General features: G+C 70.9%; 17 protein-coding genes. 9 read left to right on the top strand and 8 right to left on the bottom strand.

Annotation, left to right across the window (positions count from 1 at the left end; all coding sequences use genetic code 11):
* Positions 1 to 189: 189 nt before the first annotated feature.
* Positions 190 to 1,296, bottom strand: a complete 1,107-nt coding sequence (locus tag IO20_RS0108305) for a LacI family DNA-binding transcriptional regulator (protein ID WP_030204882.1) — start codon at positions 1,294 to 1,296, stop codon at positions 190 to 192.
* Between the two features lie 392 nt (positions 1,297 to 1,688).
* Between IO20_RS0108305 and hisC the strand changes: the two genes are divergently transcribed.
* From hisC to IO20_RS0108280, 5 genes are all read left to right on the top strand, one after another.
* Positions 1,689 to 2,783, top strand: a complete 1,095-nt coding sequence (hisC, locus tag IO20_RS0108300) for a histidinol-phosphate transaminase (protein ID WP_030549725.1) — start codon at positions 1,689 to 1,691, stop codon at positions 2,781 to 2,783.
* Positions 2,784 to 2,989: 206 nt separating this feature from the next.
* On the top strand, positions 2,990 to 4,498 hold the full coding sequence (locus tag IO20_RS0108295) for a cytochrome ubiquinol oxidase subunit I (RefSeq protein ID WP_030549724.1): 1,509 nt from the start codon (positions 2,990 to 2,992) through the stop codon (positions 4,496 to 4,498).
* Positions 4,499 to 4,516: 18 nt separating this feature from the next.
* Positions 4,517 to 5,518, top strand: coding sequence for a cytochrome d ubiquinol oxidase subunit II (cydB, locus tag IO20_RS0108290; RefSeq protein WP_030549723.1), 1,002 nt, complete (start codon positions 4,517 to 4,519; stop codon positions 5,516 to 5,518).
* Between the two features lie 77 nt (positions 5,519 to 5,595).
* Positions 5,596 to 9,153 carry a thiol reductant ABC exporter subunit CydD gene (gene cydD / locus IO20_RS0108285; RefSeq protein ID WP_030549722.1) on the top strand — a complete coding sequence of 1,186 codons (3,558 nt, stop codon included), beginning with the start codon at positions 5,596 to 5,598 and terminating at the stop codon, positions 9,151 to 9,153.
* A 20-nt stretch (positions 9,154 to 9,173) separates the two neighbouring features.
* Positions 9,174 to 10,886 carry a GAF domain-containing sensor histidine kinase gene (locus IO20_RS0108280; protein WP_030549721.1) on the top strand — a complete coding sequence of 571 codons (1,713 nt, stop codon included), beginning with the start codon at positions 9,174 to 9,176 and terminating at the stop codon, positions 10,884 to 10,886.
* A 45-nt stretch (positions 10,887 to 10,931) separates the two neighbouring features.
* Here the strand turns inward: IO20_RS0108280 and IO20_RS0108275 are convergent, their stop codons facing one another.
* Positions 10,932 to 11,813, bottom strand: a complete 882-nt coding sequence (locus IO20_RS0108275) for a Cof-type HAD-IIB family hydrolase (RefSeq protein WP_037634900.1) — start codon at positions 11,811 to 11,813, stop codon at positions 10,932 to 10,934.
* 330 nt (positions 11,814 to 12,143) lie between these two features.
* Between IO20_RS0108275 and IO20_RS0108270 the strand changes: the two genes are divergently transcribed.
* On the top strand, positions 12,144 to 12,533 hold the full coding sequence (locus IO20_RS0108270) for a DUF6083 domain-containing protein (RefSeq protein ID WP_037634942.1): 390 nt from the start codon (positions 12,144 to 12,146) through the stop codon (positions 12,531 to 12,533).
* 51 nt (positions 12,534 to 12,584) lie between these two features.
* Here the strand turns inward: IO20_RS0108270 and IO20_RS0108265 are convergent, their stop codons facing one another.
* The 6 genes from IO20_RS0108265 to IO20_RS0108240 form a co-directional block, all read right to left on the bottom strand.
* On the bottom strand, positions 12,585 to 13,478 hold the full coding sequence (locus tag IO20_RS0108265; RefSeq protein WP_030549718.1) for an LLM class flavin-dependent oxidoreductase: 894 nt from the start codon (positions 13,476 to 13,478) through the stop codon (positions 12,585 to 12,587).
* 52 nt (positions 13,479 to 13,530) lie between these two features.
* Complete coding sequence (locus IO20_RS0108260; RefSeq protein WP_030549717.1) at positions 13,531 to 13,983, bottom strand: SRPBCC family protein; 453 nt, start codon at positions 13,981 to 13,983, stop codon at positions 13,531 to 13,533.
* A 37-nt stretch (positions 13,984 to 14,020) separates the two neighbouring features.
* Positions 14,021 to 14,581 (bottom strand): RNA 2'-phosphotransferase, encoded by a 561-nt coding sequence (locus tag IO20_RS0108255; protein ID WP_030549716.1) that lies wholly within the window; start codon positions 14,579 to 14,581, stop codon positions 14,021 to 14,023.
* Positions 14,582 to 14,721: 140 nt separating this feature from the next.
* Positions 14,722 to 15,651 carry a MerR family transcriptional regulator gene (locus IO20_RS0108250; RefSeq protein WP_030549715.1) on the bottom strand — a complete coding sequence of 310 codons (930 nt, stop codon included), beginning with the start codon at positions 15,649 to 15,651 and terminating at the stop codon, positions 14,722 to 14,724.
* A 163-nt stretch (positions 15,652 to 15,814) separates the two neighbouring features.
* Positions 15,815 to 17,632 (bottom strand): SDR family oxidoreductase, encoded by a 1,818-nt coding sequence (locus tag IO20_RS0108245; protein ID WP_030549714.1) that lies wholly within the window; start codon positions 17,630 to 17,632, stop codon positions 15,815 to 15,817.
* 29 nt (positions 17,633 to 17,661) lie between these two features.
* The gene (locus tag IO20_RS0108240; protein ID WP_030549713.1) at positions 17,662 to 18,507 is read right to left on the bottom strand and encodes a M24 family metallopeptidase; all 846 of its coding nucleotides are present in this window, start codon (positions 18,505 to 18,507) and stop codon (positions 17,662 to 17,664) included.
* A gap of 250 nt (positions 18,508 to 18,757) precedes the next feature.
* Here IO20_RS0108240 and IO20_RS0108235 point away from each other — a divergent pair, with 250 nt between their 5' ends.
* The 3 genes from IO20_RS0108235 to IO20_RS0108225 are packed head-to-tail and all read left to right on the top strand — an operon-like array spanning position 18,758 to position 21,539.
* A complete protein-coding gene (locus tag IO20_RS0108235; RefSeq protein WP_030549712.1) occupies positions 18,758 to 19,723 on the top strand; it encodes an ABC transporter ATP-binding protein in 966 nt (321 codons plus the stop codon).
* The gene (locus tag IO20_RS0108230) at positions 19,720 to 20,631 is read left to right on the top strand and encodes an ABC transporter permease subunit (RefSeq protein WP_030549711.1); all 912 of its coding nucleotides are present in this window, start codon (positions 19,720 to 19,722) and stop codon (positions 20,629 to 20,631) included. The genes IO20_RS0108235 and IO20_RS0108230 overlap by 4 nt, the downstream gene beginning before the upstream one ends.
* Positions 20,628 to 21,539, top strand: a complete 912-nt coding sequence (locus IO20_RS0108225; RefSeq protein ID WP_030549710.1) for an ABC transporter ATP-binding protein — start codon at positions 20,628 to 20,630, stop codon at positions 21,537 to 21,539. The genes IO20_RS0108230 and IO20_RS0108225 overlap by 4 nt, the downstream gene beginning before the upstream one ends.
* The last annotated feature ends 12 nt before the right edge of the window (positions 21,540 to 21,551 follow it).

Genomic DNA, 21,551 nt, shown 5'->3' with positions numbered 1-21,551 from the left:
AGGAATGAGGGTCCGCCTGTGTGACGCACCAGGGGTGGTGAATCCGGGTCCACTCCGGGTTCACCGGTTGTTTCGCCCGAATTGAGAAGGTCGAGTCCAGGGTTGAGGCCGGTTCGGTGGCTGGTTTCGCCGTCTTCGCCCACGGGCAGGGGCGGGGACGGCGAAACCGGTGAAGCGTGTCGGGCGGGATCAGTCCTTCGCGGGTGAGCGCGGTGGGCTGACCGTCGTGCGGGGCGGACGGCGCTGCGAGGAGGTGCGGATGATGAGTTCGGTCGGTATCACCTGCTCGACCGGACCGTCGGTGTCGATCCCCTCGATGGCATCGATGAGGAGCTGGACGACGGCCGTGCCGATCCGGCGCGGTTTGAGCGAGAGCGTCGTGATGGGCGGTTCGGTGGTGGCGTAGACGGTCGACTCGCTGCAGCAGACCAGCAGCAGGTCGTCCGGGACGCGCAGTCCGTAGCGGCGCGCGGCCGCGAGGAGGTCGGTTCCGTTGGGGTCGAAGAGGCCGTACACGGCGTCGGGCCGGTCCGGTCGGGCGAGCAGCCGGTCGGCCGCGACGGCGCCCGCGCACGGGTCGTGCGCCGGGTAGGCCTCGTAGACGGGGTCCTGGCCCACCCGTTCGCACCAGTTCAGGTACGCGGTGGTGGACAGGCGGGTGTAGGTGTCGGTGGTGGTTCCGGTGAGGAGGCCGATGCGGCGGGCGCCGGCGGCGGCGAGGTGGTCGAGCAGATCGAGGACGGCGGCTTCGTGGTCGTTGTCGACCCAGGCGGTGACCGGAAGGGTGCCGGCGGGACGCCCGTCGGAGACGACGGGCAGGCCCTGGCGGACCAGTTCGGTGACGACCGGGTCGTGGTCGGAGGGGTCGATGACGACGGTGCCGTCGAGGGCGACGTTCGACCAGACGTCATGTCGGGAGGTGGCGGGGAGGATGACCAGGGCGTAGCCCCGGGCGAGCGCCGCCGATGTGGCTGCTCTGGCCATCTCCGCGAAATACGCGAATTCGGTGAAGGTGAAAGGTTCATCCCCGTACGTGGTCACGGTCAGGCCGATGAGTCCCGACTTCCCGGTGCGGAGCGTGCGGGCCGCCGCGGATGGGCGGTAGCCCAGCCGGTCGGCGACCTCGCGAACGTGACGACGGGTGGCGTCGGGGAGTCGGCCCTTGCCGTTGAGCGCGTCGGAGACAGTCGTGATGGAGACCCCGGCGGCGGCGGCCACGTCCCGGATGCCTGCCCGGCCCTGCCGGCTTCCCCGGGTCTGTGCCCGGCTCACCTGGTGCTTCCCTGCTGCTGTCATGGCGAGCCGATAGTAGGGCGATGAGGGGCGGTTGAGACGGTCGCATATGCAGGCGTTGACAGGCACGTTTCTGCATGGCAACTAAGGCCCAAAAGCCGCTGAATCCAAGGCAGTTAAGGCATTCTGCATGGGGTCTAGGGCTGTCGAACGGTGTCGACCTGGCGAGGGGGCGAGGTCTCGAAGAGGTCTCAACTCACCTCTACGGGGGATGCGCGCCACCGCGCTCGCCACCGGCGCGCGCCACCCAAGTGCGCGCTCCCCCCTCTCGGGACCGCTTCGGGCGACCGTGTCCACAGCGTGTCCCTCCTGTTGTCCACAGCCCATTCGCAGCGGGGAGGAATCCTCTTAAGGTGAGGAGTATTGGCGGTAAGGACGGTCGAGGAGGCCACACTGTGAGCGAGACCAGCGGGACGAGCACGGGCCCGAAGCTGCGCGCCGAGCTGGACGGCGTCCCCACGTACAAGCCGGGCAGGCCGGCGGCCGCGGGCGGTCCCGTGGCCTTCAAGCTGTCCTCCAACGAGAATCCGTACCCGCCGCTGCCGGGCGTCATGGAGAGCACGCTGGCCGCGGCCGCGAACTTCAACCGGTACCCGGACATGGCCTGCACCGGTCTGATGGAGGAGCTGGCCGACCGTTTCGGCGTGCCGGTCTCCCACCTGGCCACGGGCACAGGCTCCGTCGGTGTCGCGCAGTCGCTGCTCCAGGCGACCTCGGGCCCCGGCGACGAGGTCATCTACGCCTGGCGTTCCTTCGAGGCGTACCCGATCATCACGCAGATCAGCGGGGCGACCTCGGTGCAGGTGCCGCTGACGGACGGCGAGGTGCACGACCTCGACGCGATGGCCGAGGCGATCACCGACCGGACACGGCTGATCTTCGTCTGCAACCCCAACAACCCCACGGGTACCGCGGTGCGCCGGGCCGAGCTGGAGCGTTTCCTCGACCGGGTGCCGTCCGACGTCCTGGTGGTGCTCGACGAGGCGTACCGGGAGTTCGTCCGCGACACCGAGATCCCCGACGGCATCGAGCTCTACCGTGACCGGCCGAACGTCGCCGTGCTGCGCACGTTCTCCAAGGCGTACGGCCTGGCGGGTCTCCGGGTCGGCTTCGCGGTCGCCCATGAGCCGGTGGCGGCCGCGCTGCGCAAGACGGCGGTGCCGTTCGGCGTGAGCCAGCTGGCGCAGGACGCGGCGGTGGCATCGCTGCGGGCCGAGGACGAGCTGCTCGGCCGGGTCGGCTCGCTGGTGGCGGAGCGCGAGCGCGTCCACGCGGGGCTCGTGGAGCAGGGCTGGACCGTGCCGGACACCCAGGCGAACTTCGTCTGGCTGCGGCTCGGCGAGCGGACGGCGGACTTCGCCGCGGAGTGCGAGCGGCACGGTGTGGTGGTCCGGCCGTTCGCGGGCGAGGGCGTGCGCGTCACGATCGGCGAGACCGAGGCGAACGACCTGTTCCTGAAGGCGGCGGAGGGCTTCCGCGAGGAAGGCTGACCCCTACGCGTCCGAGACCCCCGTGAGCCCTGTGCCCACGGGGGTCTTTCCATGAGGGACCCCGGGAGAACATACGGATTTCGTATGAGCCATAATAGCTTGTGAATGTGAACGCGTTCACAAGCGTGTCCTGGTTCGTCCCATGATGGGTGGGATCAACGGGGCAAACTGCCGATGTGACCACGGCGATGTAAGGAGAAAACGACGTGGACCTCGCTCTGGCGCCAGAGACTTTGGCGCGCTGGCAGTTCGGCATCACCACCGTCTACCACTTCCTCTTCGTCCCCCTGACGATCTCGCTCGCCGCGCTCACCGCCGGGCTTCAGACCGCCTGGGTGCGCACGGAGAACGAGAAGTACCTCAGGGCGACCAAGTTCTGGGGCAAGCTCTTCCTGATCAACATCGCCATGGGTGTCGTCACCGGCATCGTGCAGGAGTTCCAGTTCGGCATGAACTGGTCTGACTACTCCCGGTTCGTCGGTGACATCTTCGGCGCACCGCTCGCCTTCGAGGCGCTCATCGCCTTCTTCTTCGAGTCGACCTTCATCGGTCTGTGGATCTTCGGCTGGGACAAGCTCCCGAAGCGGATCCACCTCGCCTGCATCTGGATGGTGTCGATCGGCACCATCCTCTCCGCGTACTTCATCCTCGCGGCCAACTCCTGGATGCAGCACCCGGTGGGCTACCGCATCAACGAGGAGCGCGGCCGGGCGGAGCTCACCGACTTCTGGCAGGTACTCACCCAGAACACCGCCCTCACCCAGTTCTTCCACACCATGACGGCGGCCTTCCTGGTCGGCGGCGCGTTCATGGTCGGCATCTCCGCCTTCCACCTGGCCCGCAAGAGGCACGTCCCGGTGATGCGGACCTCGCTGCGGCTCGGCCTGATCACGCTGATCATCGCCGGCCTCGGCACCGCCATCAGCGGCGACATGCTCGGCAAGGTCATGTTCAAGCAGCAGCCGATGAAAATGGCCGCCGCCGAGGCGCTCTGGGACGGCGAGGCGCCCGCGCCCTTCTCGATCTTCGCCTACGGCGACGTCGAGAAGGGCCACAACAAGGTCGCCATCGAGGTCCCCGGGATACTGTCCTACCTCGCCAACGGCGACTTCGACTCGTACGTCCCCGGCATCAACGACATCAACAAGGCCGAGCAGGAGAAGTTCGGTCCCGGCGACTACCGGCCCAACATCCCGGTCGCCTACTGGGGCTTCCGCTGGATGATCGGCTTCGGCATGGCCTCGCTGACGCTCGGCGTGATCGGCCTCTGGCTGACCCGGAAGAAGTTCATGCTGGCGCCCGGGATGCGGACCGGCGAGGACGAGGTGCCGAACCTGGTCCTGTTCAAGCGGAAGGCGCTCAGCCCCCGCCTGGGCAAGTGGTACTGGATCATCGCCCTCTGGACCATGGCGTTCCCGCTCATCGCCAACTCCTGGGGCTGGATCTTCACCGAGATGGGCCGTCAGCCCTGGGTCGTCTACGGAGTGCTGCGCACCCGGGACGCGGTCTCTCCCGGCACCACGACAGGTGAGGTGCTCACCTCGATGATCGTCTTCACGGTGCTCTACGCCGTCCTCGCCGTGATCGAGGTCAAGCTCCTCGTGAAGTACATCAAGGCGGGGCCGCCGGAGCTCACGGAGGACGACCTCAACCCGCCCACCAAGATCGGCGGGGACTCTCGGGACCCCGACCGCCCCATGGCCTTCTCGTACTGAGGCTGAGGAGATCGAGGCATGGAACTCCACGACGTCTGGTTCGTACTCATCGCCGTCCTCTGGATCGGCTACTTCTTCCTCGAAGGGTTCGACTTCGGGGTCGGCGTCCTGACCAAGCTGCTCGCCCGTGACCGGGCCGAGAAGCGGGTCCTCATCAACACCATCGGACCCGTCTGGGACGGTAACGAGGTGTGGCTGCTCACGGCCGGCGGCGCCACCTTCGCCGCGTTCCCCGAGTGGTACGCGACGCTCTTCTCCGGCTTCTACCTGCCGCTGCTGATCATCCTGGTCTGCCTGATCATCCGGGGCGTCGCCTTCGAGTACCGGGCGAAGCGGCCGGAGGAGAACTGGCAGCGGAACTGGGAGCAGGCGATCTTCTGGACCTCGCTGATCCCCGCGTTCCTCTGGGGTGTGGCCTTCGGCAACATCGTCCGGGGCGTGAAGATCGACGCGGACATGGAGTACGTCGGCGGCTTCTGGGAGCTGCTCAACCCGTACGCGCTCCTCGGCGGCCTGGTCACGCTCACCCTCTTCACCTTCCACGGCGCCGTCTTCGCCGCGCTCAAGACGCTCGGTGACATCCGGTCGCGGGCCCGCGCGCTCGCGTTCCGGCTGGGCCTGGTCACGGCGGTGCTCGCGCTCGCCTTCCTGGTGTGGACCCAGCTCGACACGGGGAACGGGTGGAGCCTCGCGGTGATGCTCGTCGCCGTGGTGGCCCTGGTCGGTGCGATCGCCGCGATCAAGGCGGGGCGCGAGGGCTGGTCGTTCGGTCTCTCGGGGGTCACCATCGCCGCCGCCGTGGCGATGCTCTTCCTCGCGCTCTTCCCGAACGTCATGCCGTCTTCGCTCAACCCCGAGTGGAGCCTTACCGTGACGAACGCGTCGTCGAGCCCGTACACGCTCAAGATCATGACCTGGTGCGCGGCGGTCGCGACCCCGCTGGTGCTGCTCTACCAGAGCTGGACCTACTGGGTCTTCCGCAAGCGGATCGGCACGCAGCACATCGCCGACGCCCACTAGGACACATCCGGCGGATCGCGGCAGCGGCAGCGGCCGCGATCCGCCGGACACGCCCCGGCCACCCTCCACAGGGGAGCATGTTTCACGTGAAACCGATCGATCCACGCCTGCTCCGGTACGCCAGGGCCACCCGTGTCTTCCTGATCGCCGTGGTGCTCCTCGGCCTCGTCGGGGCGGGTCTGGTCATCGCCCAGGCGATGCTCATCGCCGAGATCGTGGTGGGGGCCTTCCAGAAGGGCCAGGCGGTTTCCGACCTGACCACCGCGATGCTGCTGCTCGCGGGCGTCGCGGGTGCGCGAGCCCTCGTCTCCTGGCTGACCGAACTCGCCGCCCACCGGGCGAGCGCGGCGGTCAAGTCCGAACTCCGTGGCAGGCTCCTCGGCCGAGCGGCCGCGCTCGGCCCGGGCTGGCTGAGCGGCCAGAAGGCCGGCTCGCTGATCGCCCTCGCGACGCGTGGCGTGGATGCCCTCGACGACTACTTCGCCCGCTATCTGCCCCAGCTCGGTCTGGCGGTGGTCGTGCCCGTGGCGGTCCTGGCCCGGATCGTCACCGAGGACTGGGTCTCGGCCGCGATCATCGTCGTCACCCTGCCGCTCATCCCGGTCTTCATGATCCTCATCGGCTGGTACACCCAGGCCCGGATGGACCGGCAGTGGAAACTGCTCTCCCGGCTCTCCGGCCACTTCCTGGACGTGGTGGCCGGGCTTCCCACCCTCAAGATCTTCGGCCGGGCGAAGGCCCAGGCCGAGTCGATCCGCGAGATCACCTCGGAGTACCGCCGCGCGACGATGCGCACGCTGCGGATCGCCTTCCTCTCCTCCTTCGCCCTGGAGCTGCTCGCGACGCTGTCGGTCGCGCTCGTCGCCGTGAGCATCGGCATGCGGCTCGTGCACGGCGACCTGGACCTGTACACCGGGCTCGTCATCCTGATCCTGGCCCCCGAGGCGTACCTGCCGCTGCGGCAGGTGGGAGCGCAGTTCCACGCGGCGGCGGAAGGGCTCGCGGCGGCGGAGGAGATCTTCGACGTCCTGGAGCAGCCGGTACGCGACGGGGGCGCGGGCGCCGCCCCGGACTCCCTCAGGCTGGAGCTCGAAGGGGTGACGGTACGGCACGCCGGGCGGGCCGAGCCCTCCCTCGACGCGGCGACCCTGACGGTCGAGCCGGGCGAGACGGTGGCCCTGATCGGGCCGAGCGGGGTCGGCAAGTCGACGCTGCTCGACGTGGTCCTCGGGTTCGCGGAGCCGGAGGAGGGCGGTTCGGTACGGGTCGGAGGCGTCGACCTGCGGTCGCTGGACCTGGAGGAGTGGCGGGCCCGGATCGCCTGGGTGCCGCAACGCCCGTACCTCTTCGCGGGGACGGTCGCCGAGAACGTACGGCTCGCCCGCCCGGACGCCACCGACGAGGCCGTACGGGAAGCCCTGCGCGACGCGGGGGCGGACGGGTTCGTCGCGGGGCTGCCCCGGGGGCTCGACACGGCCCTGGGCGAGGACGGTGCCGGACTCTCGGCGGGACAGCGGCAACGCCTCGCGCTGGCCCGGGCCTTCCTGGCCGACCGGCCGCTGCTGCTGCTCGACGAGCCGACGGCCGCGCTCGACGGCGAGACCGAGGCGGGTGTGGTCGACGCGGTCCGCCGCCTCGCGGCGGGGCGGACCGTGCTCCTGGTCGTACACAGGCCGGCACTGCTGGCGGTCGCGGACCGGGTGGTCACCCTGGAGTCGGACGGTGCGCCGCAGGAGGCGGGGACGGTCCAGCCGGAGACGCCCGGTGCGCCCGTCCAGGCCGGCGCCGAATCCGGCGCGGACGCGCGCCCGCACACAGCGCCCCTCGCGGGACAGCCGACCGCCACCAGCGGGCCGCTCCTCACCCGTGTGCGGGGCATGGCCGGGGAACTCAAGGGGCGGATGGCGCTCGCGCTGCTGCTCGGAAGCCTCGCCCTCGGCTCCGCCGTCGGGCTCATGGCCGTGTCCGGCTGGCTCATCTCACGCGCCTCCGAACAACCGCCCGTGCTCTACCTGATGGTGGCCGTCACCGCCACGCGCGCCTTCGGCATCGGGCGGGCCGTCTTCCGGTACGCCGAGCGGCTCGTCTCGCACGACGCCGTCCTCCGCATGCTCGCCGAGCTCCGTGTCTCCGTCTACCGACGCCTGGAGCGGATCGCCCCGGCCGGGCTGCGCCGCACGCGCCGCGGCGACCTGCTCGCCCGGCTCGTCCAGGACGTCGACGCACTCCAGGACTACTGGCTCCGCTGGCTGCTCCCGGCGGGCGCCGCGCTCCTCGTGGGTGTCGCCTCAGCCGGGTTCACCGCCTGGCTGCTGCCCGAGGCCGGCGCCGTCCTCGCCGTGGGCCTGCTGGTCGCGGGAGTCCTCGTACCGGCCGCAGGAGGAGCGCTCGCCCGCCGGGCCGAACGACGGCTCGCGCCCGCGCGCGGCGCCCTGGCGACCGCCGTGGCCGATCTGCTCCACGGCTGCGCCGAGCTGACGGTGGCCGGTGCGCTGCGGGACAGGACGGACCGGGCGAGGACCGCCGACCGGGCCCTCACCGGCATCGCCTCCCGGCAGTCCGCGGCCGCCGCGCTCGGTGCCGGGCTGTCCGCCCTCGTCTGCGGCCTGACGGTCGTCGCCGCCGCGGTCGTGGGCGTCCAGGCCGTACGGGACGGGCGGCTCGACGGGGTGGCCCTCGCCGTGGTCGTCCTCACGCCGCTCGCCGCCTTCGAGGCCGTCACCGGGCTCCCGCTCGCCGTGCAGTACCGGCAGCGCGTCAAGCACAGCGCCGAGCGGGTCTTCGAGGTGCTCGACGCCCCCGTACCCGTACACGAGCCGGCCACGCCCGAGACTCCCCCGGCGAGCCCGTTCCCGCTGGAGCTGGCCGGGCTCTCCGCCCGTCACGCCGGGCAGGAGCGGCCGGCGCTGGCCGACTTCCGGCTCACCCTGGAGGCCGGGCGCCGGGTCGCGGTCGTCGGCGCATCCGGCTCCGGCAAGACCACCCTCGCCCAGGTACTGCTGCGGTTCCTCGACGTGGAACAGGGCGTGTACCGGCTCGGCGGGGTGCCCGCCCGGCAGCTCGACGGCGACGCCGTCCGGCGCCTCGTCGGTCTCTGCGCCCAGGACGCGCACCTCTTCGACAGCTCCGTCCGCGAGAACCTGCGGCTCGCCCGCACCGGAGCGAGCGACGAGGAACTGCGCGAGGCACTGAGCAGGGCCCGGTTGCTCGACTGGGTGGACGGACTTCCGGAGGGGCTCGACACCCTCGTGGGCGAGCACGGTTCCCGACTCTCCGGCGGTCAGCGGCAGCGCCTGGCACTCGCCCGCGCGCTCCTCGCCGACTTCCCGGTCCTCGTCCTCGACGAGCCGGCGGAGCACCTGGACCTGGCCACCGCCGACACGCTCACGGACGACCTGCTCCGCGCCACCGAGGGCCGTACGACCCTCCTCATCACCCACCGTCTGCACGGTCTCGACGCGGTCGACGAGGTACTGGTCCTGGACGAGGGCCGCACCGTGCAGCGCGGCCCGTACGCGGAACTGGCCGAGGCGGAGGGCCCGCTGCGCCGGATGCTGGAGCAGGAGCGGGAGACCGACCTGCTCGCCACCTCCACGAAGGCCGGCACGGGACGGCCGACTTTTCTCGCCAAATAGGACTTACTAGGCTCAAGGTCATGACCGCCGCAGCGTCCGACGCCCCGGACCCCCTGGAAGCCGCCACCCAGGCCACCCGCAGCCTCCAGGGGCTGTCCACGGAGCTCACCGCCCGCGTACCGCAGCTCCTGGAGGCCATGCGCTCGGTCGGAACCGGGCTCGAACTCCACTCCACCCTCGACCGCATCTGCGAGACCGCCGCCGAACTCTCCGACGCCCGCTACGCCGCGATCGGCGTCGTCGACGAGGAGGGCAAGGGCCTCTCCGACTTCGTCACCTTCGGCGTCGGCGAGGACGTGGCCCGCCTGATCGGGCGCCGCCCGGACGGCCATGCCGGGCTCCTCGGCGCGCTGATCCGCGACCCCCAGACCATCCGGCTCGCCGACCTGTCCACCGATCCGCGCTCGGCTGGCTTCCCGCCGGGGCACCCCCCGATGCGGACCTTCCTCGGCGTCCCCATCCGGGTCCAGGGCGAGATCTTCGGCAATCTGTACCTCGCGGAGAAGCGCGACGGCGGCGAGTTCAACGACTACGACGTGCACATGGTCCGGGTGCTGGCCACCGAGGCCGGTATCGCCATCGGCAACGCCCGTCTGTACGAGGCCGCCCGGCAGCGCGAGCGGTGGATCGACGGCTCGGTCGCCGTCACCACCGCGCTGCTGTCCGGCGGTGACGCGGACGACGCCCTCGCGGTCGTCGCCGAGCAGGCCCGCCGCCTCGCCGCCGCGGACGCGGGGATCGTGCTGCTGCCCGCCGAGGACGGAGGCCTGGAGATCGTGGCCGTGTCCTCCCCCCGGCCCACGAAGTCGCTGGGTGTGGTCATCCCGCCCGAGAGCGCGGTGGTGCGACAGCTTCTGGAGGGGGACGCGGTCTTCGTGGCCGACGCGTCGACGGACCCCCGCATGATCAGCCGGCTGACCTCTCCGTACGGCCCGAGCATGATGCTGCCGCTGCAGAGCGGCGGTCGGGTGCTCGGCGCGCTCGCCACGCCACGGGTACGGGGCGCCCGTCCGTTCTCCGAGGCGGAGCGGACGCTCGCCACCCAGTTCGCCTCGCAGGCGGCGCTCGCCCTGATGATGGCCGACGCGCAGCGGGACCGGGAACGCCTCGCCGTGTACGAGGACCGCGACCGGATCGCCCGCGACCTGCACGATCTCGTCATCCAACGGCTCTTCGCCACCGGCATGATGCTGGAGAGCGCCCAGCGCAGGTCGATCGTGCCGGCCGTGCGCGAGGGCGTGGGCAAGGCGGTGGACGAGCTCGACGTGACCATCCAGGAGATCCGTACGGCGATCTTCGCGCTCCAGCAGGGACCTGCCGAGGCTCCGTCGGGTCTGCGTACCCGCGTCCTGCGGGAGATCAACATGGCCGCCGTGCCGCTCGGCTTCAAGCCCGCGCACCGCTTTCTCGGCGCGATCGACTCGACGGTCGGCGACCTCACCGGCAAGAACCTCATCGCCGCCCTGCGCGAGGCGCTCTCCAACGCCTTCCGGCACGCGGAGGCGAGCCGGATCGAGGTGGCCGTCGACGCAGGCGTCACCCTGCCGGACGGTTCCGCCGGGGTACGGCTCTCGGTCGCCGACGACGGCATCGGCATCCCATCGGGCGGGCGCCGCAGCGGTCTGCGCAACCTGGCGCGACGGGCCGAGTCGCTGGGCGGCGCGAGCTGGTGCGGGCCGGGCATCGGGGAGGACGGGGGCGGTACGACGGTGGTGTGGGAGGCCCCGCTCTGAGACCGGTAGGCGGCTGGGACGGTCGGTGTGTGGGGCCCGCGCCTTCTAAAGCCGGTCGGTCCGGTCCTCGGCGGCGTGCAGGGCCTCGGTGACCAGCTGTTCGATGACGACGGCCACCCCGTCCTCGTTGTTGCCTGCCGTACGGCCGGAGGCGGCGGCGAGCACGTCGGGGTGGGCGTTGCCCATCGCGTACGAGCGGCCCGCCCAGGTCAGCATCTCGATGTCGTTGGGCATGTCGCCGAAGGCGACGACCTCGTCCGCCGTGATGCCGCGCTCGGCGCAGCACAGGGCCAGGGTGGAGGCCTTGGAGACACCGAGCGCGCTGATCTCGATGAGGGCGTTGGGGCTGGACCTGGTGAACGAGGCCCGCTCCCCGGCGGCCGCCCTGGCCACCGACAGGAACACGTCGGGGTCGAGTTCCGGGTGCTGGGCCAGCAGCTTCAGGACCGGGGCCGCGGCTCCGGGCGTCTCCTCGAAGAGGAGCTTCTCGGCGGTGGCGACGGTCGCGCCGGGGTCGAGGAAGAACGGCGGGTACTGCGGCTCGTAGTGGATGCCGGTGGTCAGCTCGACCGCGAAGGACGTCCCGGGCGCGGCGGCGCGCAGTGCCCGTACGACGTCGAGGGCGATCGGCCGCTCCAGCGGATGGACCTCCAGGAAGGTGCCTCCGGCGTGCAGGTCGACGACGGCGGCGCCGTTGGCGCAGATCGCCAGGCCGTGGCCGTGGACGTGGTCGCTGACCACGTCCATCCAGCGGGCCGGCCGGCCGGTGACGAAGAAGACCTCGATCCCGGCCTGCTCGGCCGCGGCGAGGGCGGCGACCGTGCGCTCGGAGACGGACTTGTCGTCACGCAGCAGCGTGCCGTCGAGGTCGGTGGCGATCAGCCGGGGCGCCGGGGCGGAGGTGCGCGGGGCACGGGGAGAGGTCACCGCATCATTCTTCCGCACCGGACGCACGGGCGTGCGGGGAGCCGCACATATGAGTGGCCGGAGGATGCCGGTCGATCCCGCCGCGGCGGCACGTCCGCGGCCGGTGTGTACGCCCCGACGTGGCCGTAAACGTCCGTTCGTTTTTCGGAACGACGGGGAAGATCCCTGAGAGCTGACGGCGTCTCAAGGGGGCGGGGCATGGGCTCGGGCCGGCGAAGCGATGAATGCGACTCCTGCGGCGCGCCGTACGGGACGTGGGTCGCGAGCCTCGGCATGTCCCTGTGCGCGGGCTGCGAGGGGGGCGGAGCGGGGTTGCCGGCGCGGGACCCGGTGCTGGTAGGGGACGTCCTGGCCGGCCTGGTCGACCCCGTGACCTGCGCGGTTCGCCGGCCCGGCATCCCCCTGCAGAAGGCGCGGTCCTCCGACGGGGCGGCTCCGGGCAGCGCGGCCTGTGGCCGGTGCGGGGCGCGTGCCGAGTGGCACCGCACGGTGCGGGGCCGCTGGATCATGATCGAGCCCGGAGAGCTGAGGGCGGGTGTCGTCCCGGCGGGGAGCCGCTGGCGCGTCGCGGGCGACGGAACCGCGGTCAATCTGCGGTCCGCCGTGCCGTCCGACACATGCCGGGTCAGCCACTTCGACGTCTGTGCGGCGGGTCCGGCACCGGTCGGGTCCCCGGTCCTGCTGGCCCTGTGGCGGGGCCATGCCCGGCGGATCGCCTGATCCGCCGGACGGTGGGCGTACGGGGCCCGTCATGCCGGGCCGTTCCGGCGGTCAGCCCAGCTGGGCGAGCGACTCGGTGGCGATCCGTTCGAAGACGGCCTGGTCGGCGGCGAAATCGGAGTCCGGGATCGGCCAGTGGATCACGATCTCGGTGAAGCCAAGCTCGCGGTGGCGTCCGGCGAAGTCGACGAACGCGTCCACGGACTCCAGGGGCCGGCTCCGGTCCGGGGTGAAGCCGGTCAGGAGGACCTTGTCGAGTTCGGTCACCTCCCGGCCCGTCTCGGCGCACGCCTTGCCGAGCTTCTCGATCTGGGCGGCCAGCGCCGCCACCGACTGTTCCGGAGTGCCCTCGTCGAACAGCTTCGGATCACCTGTCGTCACCCATGCCTGCCCGTACCGGGCGGCCAGCTTCAGCCCGCGCGGCCCGGTCGCGGCCACGGCGAACGGCAGTCGAGGGCGCTGGACGCAGCCGGGGATGTTCCGCGCCTCGTCCGCCGCGTAGTACGTGCCCCCTTCCGTCACCGCTTCCTCGGTGAGGAGGCGGTCGAGCAGCGCCACGAACTCGCCGAACCTGTCGGCCCGCTCCTTCGGCGACCACGGCTCCTGACCCAGCGCGGTGGCGTCGAAGCCGCTGCCGCCCGCGCCGATGCCGAGCGTGATCCGCCCGTCGGAGATGTCGTCGAGCGACATGAGCTCCTTGGCGAGGGTCACCGGATGCCGGAAGTTCGGCGAGGTCACGAGCGTCCCGAGCCGGATCCGCTCGGTGGCCGTCGCCGCCGCGGTGAGCGTGGGCAGCGCGCCGAACCACGGGCCGTCTCGGAAGGTCCGCCAGGACAGGTGATCGTAGGTGTACGCGGCATGGAACCCGAGGTCCTCGGCCCGCCGCCAGGTCTTCTGCCCCTCGCTCCATCGGTGGATGGGGAGGATCACGGTACTCAAACGCATTTCGCCACGATACGCGCGCCGGGGTACGGGACCCGCCCGCGGCGACGGGCGGTCAGCGGACCCGGCTGTTCAGCCAGCTGGTGAGCGAGGCGCCGGGGACGAGTTCCTTGTACGTCTCGTCGCCGGGCAGGGGAACGATCAGCCACCAGCCGGGTGGGAAGAAGCGGCCCTTCACATGGGCGAGGCCGCCGTGGACCGAGCGGAGGAAGGCGGGGACGGCGTCGCGCGGTACGTCCGCGAACTCGATGCCGTCGACGGTGATCCTGGCATCGTCCTCGGGGAAGACCTGGACCGTGACGGAGGGGGCTCCGCCCAGTTCGACATACGCCTCGTGCGGCAGCGAGCCGTCCGGGTCGAGAACGGCGAACGCGCCGGAGGAGGTGCGGCGGGACGTCTGGTCCGCACCGATGTCGTCGGTCACCGTCATCTCCAGGCCGAACTCCTGGGCGATCTCGCGGATCGCGGTGACGGCGGCTTCGGTGCTCGGCAGGTGGGGATGGGTCATGCGGACGATCATGCCGTAGGGCCCGTCCGGGGAGGGCTCACTCCGGGAAGCGCAGGAACTCCGGGGGGACGGCGTCGGCCAGCCAGACTCCGTTGGCGCTGACGCGGAAGACGTGCCCGGCCCGGTGCATGGCTCCGGCGTCGACGCTGAGGACGACCGGCCGTCCGCGGCGCGCGCCGACCCGGGTCGCGGTCTCGCGGTCGGGGGAGAGGTGCACGTGGTGGCGGGCCATGGGGCGCAGGCCCTCCGCCCGGATCGCGGGGAGGTGGGCCGCGACCGTACCGTGGTAGAGGTACGCGGGCGGTTCGGCGGCCGGCAGGTCCAGGTCCACGTCGACGGTGTGGCCCTGGCTGGCCCGGATACGGGTGCCCTCGATCGCGAAGCGCCTCTTGTCGTTGGTCGCGACGACGTGGGCGAGTTCCTCGCGGGTGATCGGGAAGCCGTGGCGTGCCGTGGCTTGGAGCAGGGCGTCGATCTCGGTCCAGCCGTTGGCGTCGAGTTCGAGGCCGATGCGCTCGGGCTGATGGCGCAGATGCTTGGAGAGGTACTTCGAGACTTTCACCGTGCGGCGCTCGTCCGGCGGTTGTTGTCGGGTCATTCCGTCAGGATGCCGGAGCCCGGATTTTCCGACCATTGATTTTGGTACACAGGTTTGGTCCACAGCCAAAGTGACTTATCCACAGGCGAGTTGGCGATTCTGTGGACAACGAGGCATTGGTATCCGGTGAGTTGGCTAAGTTAGTCCGCTATACGCCTATTTGAGGCAAGAGCGTCCAATGTTCTTTTGTGGACCTCTCGTTCCGTGGCGGCCGCGACGAAGGACGCGACCCCTTCTGGTCCCACCAGGTCCTGAACGGCCCGTACGGTCGCGGCCGGGAGAGTAACCGGACGCGGCTCGTCGTCCTTCACCCGCGTCGCTTCCGGGGAGAGATGGAGCTGCAGATGCCGTGTCGCCAACAGACGCATGGCCCGCGCCAGTTCCGCGTCCACCGTCTGCTGGGCGAGCGGCCGGAGCCTTCGCACCATGGTCGCCGCCTCGGCCGCGTCCGCGTCCGTCGGCGGCCGGTGCTCCAGATAGCGCGCGAAGACGTACTCGGTCGTGAACTCCAGGAAGCGGGAGGCGATGTGCTCCACGTGATCGCGAAGCTCCCTCAGATGACCGGTGATTGCCGCGAGCGGCACCCCCGCCGCGTACAACTCGGCCGCCACCGCGAGCTCCTGGGGGCTCGGTACGAGGTACTCCTCCGCCTCCCGATCCGGCAGTCGCTCCAGTACGCCCAGCTCGACTGCCTCCCTGATGGCTTCCTCGTCCGGCGTGCCGCCGAAGCGGGCGTCCAGCTCCGCACGGGAGATCCGGTCCGCCTCCTCGTCCGTCCACGGCCCGTGGACCTCCGCGACCAGACCGAGCACTCCGCCGAGACCCCGACCGGTGTCCCAGGCCTCCAGAAGCTCCTTGATCGAGGCCAGGGTGTAGCCCCGGTCGAGAAGGTCGGCGATCTGCCGGAGCCGCGCGAGGTGCGCGTCCCCGTACACGTTCGACCTGCCCCGGCGCTCCGGGCGAGGCAGCAGGCCGCGGTCCTGGTAGGCGCGGATCGTCCGGACCGTGGCCCCGCTGTGATGGGCGAGATCCTCGATCCGGTACTCCGGCTGTGCTGACTGCTCGGACAAACCCGCTCCCACCGACCGCTCGCTCCACCCCGCCGACGCGGGGCCCCTCCTGGGAGGGATCGTACGGCTGCCGCCCCGAACTCAACCCGCCCCGAATTCAACCCGCCCCGAACCTGACGAGCCCGCTCCCTGCCGCGCCCGCTCCCTGGCTCCGTCCGGATCCCTACGCCGGCGGCTGCCAGCGTGCGAGGGCCCGCAGAGCACCGGGGCTCAGCCGGGACAGGAAGTGGGCGCCCCGGGCCTCCGGCGTCACCGGTACGACCGCGCGGTCGTGCAGGACCGCCCCCAGGATCGCGTCCGCGACCTTCTCCGGCGGGTAGTTCCGCAGGCCGTACAGCCGCGACGCCTTCTTCTGGCGACGCCTCTCCTCCGCCTCGTCGGTGACCCCGGCGAACCGCGCGGTCGCCGTGATGTTGGTGTTGACGATGCCGGGGCATATCGCGGACACCCCGATGCCCTGGTCGGCCAGTTCGGCGCGCAGGCACTCGCTGAGCATCAGCACCGCCGCCTTCGACGTGCTGTACGCGGGAAGGGCCCGGGAGGGCTGGAACGCCGCGGCGGACGCGGTGTTCACGATGTGGCCGCCCTGGCCGCGCGCGGTCATCTGCGCCCCGAAGACACGGCACCCGTGGATCACGCCCCACAGGTTGACGTCGAGAACGCGCTTCCACTCCTCGCTCGTCGTGTCGAAGAAGGAGCCGGTGAGCCCGATGCCCGCGTTGTTGACGAGCACGTCGACGGTCCCGTAGTCGGCGGCCACCTTGGCGGCCAGCTTCTCCATCGCCTGTTCGTCGGCGACGTCGACGGTCTCGCCCCAGGCCTCCTGCGCGCCGATCAGCCGGGCCATCTCGGCCGTGCGCACCGCGCCCTCGCCGTCCCGGTCCACGGCCACGACCCTGGCGCCGGCCTCCGCGAAGGCGAAGGCGGTGGCCCGCCCGATGCCGCTGGCCGCACCGGTCACCAGGACCAGCTGGCCGCCGAACCGCTCCGCGTACTCCGGCCTCACGCCGTTCTTCGCCGCCGTCGCCGTGACGGCCCCCGGCGCCTTGGCCGCCGGTTCCTCGTTGGCTCGGACGAAGGCACCGATCCAGGCGGACAGCTGGTCCGGCCGGGTGCGCGGCACCCAGTGCTTCGCGGGCAGCGTGCGCCGGGTCAGGTCGGGCACCCAGGTGCCCAGGTCGTCGTAGAGCCGCTCGGAGAGGAAGGCGTCACCGGTCGGCGTGACCAGCTGCACGGGCGCGTGCGCGTACGCGTCCGGGCGCGGCCTGCCGAGCCGGGCCCGGACGTTGTCCCGGTAGAGCCAGGCGCCGTGCGCCGCGTCGCTCGGCAGTGACGGCGTCGGGTAGTCACCGGCCGGCACCTTCTCGACGCGCTCGAGGATCTTCGGCCAGCGCCTGCCGAGCGGCCCGCGCCAGGCGAGCTCCGGAAGCACGGGGGTGTGCAGCATGTACACGTACCAGGACTTGGCGCCCTGGCCGAGGAGCTGGCCGACCCGGCGCGGGGTGGGCCGGGTCATGCGCTGCTTGATCCAGTGCCCGAAGTGGTCGAGGGAAGGTCCCGACATCGAGGTGAAGGAGGCGATCCGGCCCTCGGTGCGCGGGACGGTCACGAACTCCCACGACTGCACCGAGCCCCAGTCGTGGCCGACGAGGTGCACCGGGCGGTCCGGGCTGACGGCGTCGGCGACCGCGAGGAAGTCGTCCGTCAGCTTCTCCAGGGTGAAGCCGCCGCGCAGCGGGGCCGGCGCTGTCGAGCGGCCGTGACCCCGGACGTCGTACAGCACCACGTGGAAATCCTCGGCGAGCCGGACCGCGACCTCCGACCAGACCTCCTTGGAGTCCGGGTAGCCGTGCACGAGGAGGACGGTCGGCCTGTCCGTCTCGCCGAGCTCCGCGACGCACAGCTCGATCCCGCCCGTACGGACCCAGCGCTCCCGAGCACCCTTGAGCCCCGTCGATCCCGTCTGCCCCGTGTGGCCCATCGGTTCCATCACTCCACCGATCTCCGTCATCAGACCGCCCCCTCGTTCCAGCGCCGCACGTGCGGCAGATCGTCGTCCAGCCAGAACGCGCTCTGCTCGGGGTCCCTGGAGTCGGTGACGACCAGGATCTCCTCGAACTTCGCGCCCGTCCCCCGGAATCCGAGGTGCGGCTCGACCGCCCACAGGCCGGGCTTCGGTGGGTGGTCGGAGAACCTGTACGGCGACCAGAGCGGCGACCAGCCGTCCCGGTGGCCGTGGATGGCGTCGCTCGCGAGGCCCTTGAGCGCCTGTGTCCCGAACCCGAAGAGCGTCGGAGACCACCGGCGCTCCTTCACCCGGTCGATCTTGTGGGCGATGACGCCGAAGGGATAGGCCCGGTGCCGGTTCGCATACCCCTGGCGGACCATGAGCCGGTCCACGTCCTGGTAGATCTCGCGGAGGGTGCGGCGCTCGCGCACCTCGCGCAGGATCAGCTCGCGGTGGTCCTTGAGATCGGCGAGCAGCTTGTCGTGCAGGGGGTTCAGGCCCAGGCAGCCGCTGTAGCCGATGTCGGCCGTGTATCCCCGGTGGACCGGGGCCATGTCGAGGATGAACGGCATGCCCGCCTCAAGGCGCCGGTTCGTCGGGAAGAACTGCAACGGGATCTTGAAGTCCACGAAGGCCGTGCGGTCGCCGAACCAGGCGAACGGCCGGTGGAACCAGTCCCGCACCCCTCTCTCGTACAGCCACTCGCGCTGCATCCGTGCCGCATCGCGCTCGGTCACGCCCGGCTTGAGCTGCGCCGCGACGGCTTCCGCGCACTCGTACGCGAGCCGCTGTACTTCCCTGAACCCCCGCAGCTCCGCGGAGAGTTCCCCTGTCACTGCCGAGGCCATGCCACCCGCCGTCCCGTGTGAGCGTCTGATCGCACTACGCATCCGTAACCTGCCATCGATGAATGTGACAATGCCCGACGGCTACGTCAAGGGGTCGAGCGCGGGCCTGTGGAAAAGTCCGGCGGCCGGCCTCGGGGAAAGACTTTCGTCTCGACTCCCTTACTGGCTTGTACTCCTATGGTCGGAGAAGGATCGAGCCGTTGGGCTGACGACCGCTGTGGCGCACACCACTACCGTCGAAGGCGTGACTGTGATCGCGACCGAAAGCCTCAGCAAGCGGTTCCCCCGGGTGACCGCTCTTGACCGGCTCTCCCTGGACATCGGGCCCGGTGTGACCGGACTCGTGGGTGCCAACGGAGCCGGCAAGTCCACCATGATCAAGATCCTGCTCGGCCTCTCCCCCGCCACGGAGGGCCGCGCCGAAGTCCTCGGCCTGGACGTCCAGACGTCCGGGGCCGAGATCCGTGAGCGCGTGGGATACATGCCCGAGCACGACTGCCTCCCACCGGACGTCTCGGCCACCGAGTTCGTCGTCCACATGGCGCGGATGTCCGGGCTGCCCCCGACCGCCGCCCGCGAGCGGACGGCCGACACCCTGCGCCACGTCGGTCTGTACGAGGAGCGGTACCGTCCCATGGGCGGCTACTCGACCGGCATGAAGCAGCGGGTGAAGCTCGCCCAGGCCCTGGTCCACGACCCGAAGCTGGTGCTCCTCGACGAGCCGACCAACGGTCTGGACCCGGTCGGTCGCGACGAGATGCTGGGACTGATCCGCCGGGTCTGGACCGACTTCGGCATCTCCGTCCTCGTCACCTCGCACCTGCTCGGCGAGCTGGAGCGCACCTGCGACCACGTCGTCGTCATCGACGGCGGGAAGCTGCTCCGATCCAGCTCCACCAGCGACTTCACCCGGACCACCACGACGCTCGCGGTCGAGGTCACCGACTCCGACACCCACCCCGACGGCACGGCTGCGCTCCGCGCGGCCCTCGCCGAAGCGGGTGTCACGATCCACGCGGGCGTGGAGGAGGGACTCCCGGGCGCGGGGCACATCCTGCTCCTGGAAGCGCCGGGCGAGGAGACGTACGACCTCGTGCGGGACACCGTCGCCGGCCTCGGCCTCGGACTCGTCCGCATGGAGCAGCGCCGCCACCACATCGCCGAGGTCTTCCGGCCCGAGGCGTCCCCGCAGCACGAGGAGGTGCCGGCCCGATGAGCACCCAGATCCCCCAGCCCTCCCAGGCCGCTCCCGACACGACCCAGATCCACAACATCGGCTACCGGTCCTACGACGGCCCGCGCCTCGGCCGGGCGTACGCGCGCAGGTCGCTGTTCTCGCAGTCGCTGCGCGGCGCCTACGGACTCGGCCGCAGCGCCAAGTCCAAGGTGCTGCCGATGTTGCTCTTCGCGGTGATGTGCGTCCCGGCGCTGATCATCGTCGCGGTCGCCGTCGTCACCAAGCAGTCCAAGCTTTCCATCGAGTACACGCAGTACGCGATCTTCCTCCAGGTCGTCATCAGCATCTACCTGGCCTCACAGGCGCCGCAGTCGGTCTCCCGCGACCTCCGGTTCAGGACCGTGCCGCTGTACTTCTCCCGGCCGATCGAGCGCGGGGACTACGTGCTCGCCAAGTTCGGCGCGATGGCCTCGGCCCTCTTCATCCTCACCGCCACCCCGCTGTTGATCCTCTGGATCGGCTCGCTGCTCGCCAAGATGGACTTCGCCGAGCAGACCAAGATGTTCGGCCAGGGGCTCGTCTCCGTGGCGCTGCTCTCGGTGCTCTTCGGCGGCATCGGACTCGTCCTGGCGGCCCTCACCCCGCGCCGCGGTTTCGGCGTCGCCGCCGTGATCGCCGTCCTGACCGTCTCGTACGGTGCGGTCTCCACCCTCATGGGCATCGCCTTCGCGACGGACAACACGGGCGCCATCCAGTGGCTCGGCCTCTTCTCGCCGATGACACTCATCGACGGCGTGCAGAGCGCCTTCCTGGGCGCCCCTCCCGGCTTCCCCGAACTCGGGGGTCCGAGCACCGGTGCCGGCGTGATCTACGTGCTCGTCGTCCTCGCGCTCATCGCCGCCTCGTACGGCATCCTGATGCGCCGCTACCGAAAGGTCGGGCTGTGACCACGCTCCACATCGACCACGCCTCCCGCTGGTTCGGAAACGTCGTGGCCGTGAACGACGTCACGATGACGGTGGGCCCCGGGGTCACCGGCCTCCTCGGGCCCAACGGCGCCGGGAAGTCCACTCTGATCAACATGATGGGCGGCTTCCTCGACCCCTCCACCGGCACCGTCACCCTCGACGGGCAGACGATCTGGGGAAGCGAGTCGGTCTACCGCGAGATCGGCGTCGTGCCCGAGCGGGAGGCGATGTACGACTTCCTCACGGGCCGCGAATTCGTCCTGGCCAACGCGGAGCTGCAGGGTCTCGGCGCCAAGGAGGCCCAGCGGGCCCTGGCCACGGTCGAGATGGAGTACGCCCAGGACCGCAAGATCTCCACGTACAGCAAGGGCATGCGGCAGCGCGTGAAGATGGCCTCGGCCCTCGTCCACGAGCCGTCCGTGCTCCTGCTCGACGAGCCGTTCAACGGCATGGACCCGCGCCAGCGCATGCAGCTGATGGACCTGCTGCGGCGGATGGGAGCGGACGGCCGCACGGTGCTGTTCTCCTCGCACATCCTGGAGGAGGTCGAGCAACTCGCCTCCCACATCGAGGTGATCGTCGCCGGACGTCACGCGGCCTCGGGAGACTTCCGGAAGATCCGCCGGCTGATGACGGACCGGCCGCACCGCTACCTCGTCCGCTCCAGCGACGACCGGGCTCTCGCCGCGGCGCTGATCGCCGACCCGTCCACGGCCGGGATCGAGGTCGACCACGGGGACGGCGGTCTGCGGGTGCAGGCGGTGGACTTCGGACGGTTCACGGAGCTGCTGCCCAGGGTCGCGCGGGAGCGGGGGATCCGTCTCCTGACGGTCTCGCCCTCGGACGAGTCCCTCGAATCGGTCTTCTCGTACCTCGTCGCGGCCTGAAAGGAGCCTGAC

The sequence above is a fragment of the Streptomyces exfoliatus genome, assembly GCF_000725545.1.
GTDB classification, from domain to species: domain Bacteria; phylum Actinomycetota; class Actinomycetes; order Streptomycetales; family Streptomycetaceae; genus Streptomyces; species Streptomyces exfoliatus.
Note: the sequence above shows the minus strand (reverse complement) of the source record. Positions and strands in the feature narration are given on the sequence as shown.